General features: G+C 70.8%; 3 protein-coding genes and 1 riboswitch. Of the genes, 1 reads left to right on the forward strand and 2 read right to left on the reverse strand.

What is annotated here, in order from left to right:
• On the reverse strand, positions 1-533 hold a 533-nt coding region (locus V7E09_RS14850), incomplete at its 3' end, for a precorrin-8X methylmutase (protein ID WP_324523644.1).
• Entirely contained in the window at positions 530-1,381 is an 852-nt protein-coding gene (locus V7E09_RS14855; protein WP_324512138.1) for a nitrite reductase, read from the reverse strand. The genes V7E09_RS14855 and V7E09_RS14850, both read right to left, overlap by 4 nt.
• 60 nt (positions 1,382-1,441) lie before the next feature.
• Positions 1,442-1,681: riboswitch (cobalamin riboswitch) on the reverse strand.
• A gap of 143 nt (positions 1,682-1,824) precedes the next feature.
• On the opposite strand from V7E09_RS14855, the gene V7E09_RS14860 reads away from it, so the two are divergent.
• A complete protein-coding gene (locus V7E09_RS14860) occupies positions 1,825-2,331 on the forward strand; it encodes a hypothetical protein (RefSeq protein WP_324523645.1) in 507 nt (168 codons plus the stop codon).
• Positions 2,332-3,208 lie beyond the last annotated feature (877 nt).

The following is a 3,208-nucleotide window of genomic DNA, read 5'->3' on the forward strand; positions in this document are numbered from 1 at the left end:
TCGGCGGCGCCGATGAACCCGACCGGGCACCCCACGATGGCCGCCGGACGCGGCCCGCCGTCGAGGATCAGTTCGAGCAGGTGGAACAGCGCGGTGGGGGCGTTGCCGATGGCGACGACGGACCCTTCCAGCCAGGGTTCCCACAGCGACACGGCGGCCGCGGCGCGGGTGGTGCCGAAGGCGCGGGCCAGGTCGGAGACGCGGGTGTCCTTCAGCAGGCACACCACCTCGTTGTCGGCGGGCAGCCGGGCGGAGGTGACGCCGGTGGCGACCATGGTCGCGTCACACAGGATGGGGGCTCCGCCGGCCAGCGCCGCCCGGGCCGCGCCCGCCAGGCGCGGGTGGATGACCAGGTCGCGGGTCAGGTCGACCTGCCCGGATCCGTGGATCATGCGCACGGCCACCTTCTCCGCGTCGGCAGGGACGCGGGACAGATCCGCTTCGCGCCGGATCGTGGCGAAGGAGTCGACGTAGATCGCCGGTCCGGAATCCACGTAGGAGTAGCGGCGGGTCGGCCGGCGGAGCTCCGTCATGCCTGCGCCGCCGCGGGAATGAAGACGCCCTTCCAGGGCGTGAACACGACCTCGTCGACGTCGGTGAAGAGCGCCTCCACGCCGGCGGCGTCCAGGCCGTCGTCGCCGACCTCAAGGTGGCGTCCGCCGGGGACGTCCCCGAACGGCAGCGGGCCGGACGCCGCGGGCACGCGCGGGTCGGCGGGCACCGGATCGACGAGGGCGCCGGTCATCTCGTAGACGTGCCAGGGAGCGGTGGGGCCGGTGCCGCGGGCGCTGCAGAAACGTTCGGCGAGTTCGGCCAGCGCGCGGGCGGCCTCGGCGAGCGGCACGAGGGCGCCGTAGTGCTCACCGACGCGGAGTTGGACGGTGTCGGCGTCGAGGGCGACGAGCCCGAGATCGCAGATCCGGTCGATCAGGTCGCCGCGTCCGTCGTCGAGGACGAACGCGAACTTGCCCGGCAGGCTCGGCAGGACGGAGCTGGCGACGATGAGGGCGTCCAACTCGGCCGCGACGCCGCGCAGGTCGGCGCGACCGCCCGCGATCCCGGTCTGAGGGGAGACGGTGATGTTGCGCACCCGGTCGTGGGTGGGTGCGGGCAGCAGCCCGGAGGCTTCGATGGCGGCGAGCGCGTCGGCGTCCAGGACGCCGTCGGTGCCGGGGAACGCCCGCAACTGCAGGTTGGCGCGCGTCGTGGGGCGGATGCGCCCGTCGCCGAACGCGGACGCCGCAGCAACCAGGCCGCGGAGTTGCGCGGCGGTGGCGTGCCCGCCGATGAGCCGGACGCGGACGAGGAGACCGTCGGCGGCGGGCCACGGGCGCAGGATGCCCGGGCAGCGGTCGGCGCGGTCGCGGATGGTGACGGACATGGGTTCCACCTGTCGGGTCAGGGGGCCTGTACGCGGAGGCCCGACGATGACCGCGCGGGCGTGCGCCCGCGTGGGCCAGCAGGTTTTCGGACTCGGGATCAACCAGCCAGAGCACCTTCCCAGGACCGCTGCCTCGGCATCGTGCGGGTGTGAAACCCCACGTGCCGACGGCATCTGCCCCAGTGGTGGCCGCATACGCGGCTCGCCCTGGCCGTCCCCCTCACCGCTGCGCGTCAGTCCCGGATTCGCACCGGGTTCCCTGGGCTCGCGTCGAGCTTGACTGGCGCCCCCACCCTACCGACGCCCCTGCGCGTCCGCGCACCACCCGCGAAACCTGACCGGAGCCCCGGCCCCCGCCCAGCCTCGTCGGACACATCACGGCATGTTCTGTGCGTTCAGCGTCGACGGGGAATGCCCGATAGCTGACACGTACTCTCGAAGAGATGAAGCCGCACCTCCGCAGATGGAAAGCCTCCTTTGTCGCCCTGGCAGTCGTCCTGGGCATGGCATCGTTCCTGGGCGCCACGTACCTCGTGCTCAGTTCCGTCGGCGCCCGGGCCTCCGCCAAGGCCGCTCTCGAGGATCTGAGCCAGCATTGGGGCATCGAGTTCCCTCCTGCCAGCCTGTCAGTCGTCCAGCGCCGCACCGAGGCCAACATGGATGCGAAGTATCGGCTCACCGTCCTTCAACCCACCCGGGACGCACGCCTCGAGGGAGGTTTCCTCGACCCCGTCGAGATGGCCGGCACCGCCCTCACCGCGGAGGAAAGCGAGTTCGTCGAGTCGGTCAACACGAGCCTCAGTCCCCAACCCCTGCTCTCTCCCCATGCCACCGTCAAGAAATCGATCCTGACCCAGCCATCAGATCGGTACCCGGCCGCGCGAGAGACCCTGCTCACCCTCTACGACCCTGCAACCAACCGGTTCTTCCTCTACGAAGAGCGCTGGTAGGCCCCTCTTGGCTCTTTGCCTCGGAATCCGGCCGGAAGCCCACATGTCCACCAATCAATCTCGCGAGAACGCACTTCCACCCCCTGAAAAGGCGATGCCGCACAGCGACCGACCGCGTGCGCCGCAACCACGCGCCGTCCTCCCGCCGGATCCGACGAGCAACCTCCCTCTCCTCCGCGCTGAGGCCACCACCACGCAACGCCACACCGGTGATGCGGCGCCGCATCTTCACATCGTCCCGGTCCGCCGAGCGTGGCATCCACTCATGGAGGCTCCATGAGTCAGCGGTGTACCCCCACCCCCGGGCCAGCTCGACCAAGGCCTGCGCACGCTCCGCCGACAAACCTTCGAGCCCTTCCATCCACGCCTCCCAGTCGGCGTCGTACACCAACACGGCATCCTCCGGCGCCTCAACCCGACGCCCCACACCATCACTGGGCTGACCAGCCGCCTGTGAGGCCAGCCATCCGCGCTGCCGGCGCCGGAAACGACTCGTGTAGTTCCACAGGAGGGGCCCGATCTCCCGACGTTGAACCGCTTCCCAGAGCCGCACCTCGACCGCCACTCGCGTCACATCGCTGAAGCACACCTGCCGCTCTTGCGGGTTGCCCCCCGAGCCACGATGCGGCTCCGGCCAGTCCTGCATCACCGCCTCGATGCGGGCCGCGTCCTCCTGCCGCAGTCCCTCGATCACGACCGACCACGCCGCAGCTGGCCAGTCCGCCGCCTCGTCCTGACCAGGTCTCTCACGCGGGGACACCCCATCGTCACGAGCGATCACCCGGTTCGCCCAGCGCGGGAACAGCTCACCCAGCCTAAACGGGCTCTTCCCAGATGAGGGTGTAGCCCACTTCGCCGCGCTTTCGGCGCGTCGGTG

The sequence above is a fragment of the Propioniciclava sp. genome, from assembly GCF_036744435.1.
In the GTDB taxonomy this organism is placed as follows: domain Bacteria; phylum Actinomycetota; class Actinomycetes; order Propionibacteriales; family Propionibacteriaceae; genus Propioniciclava.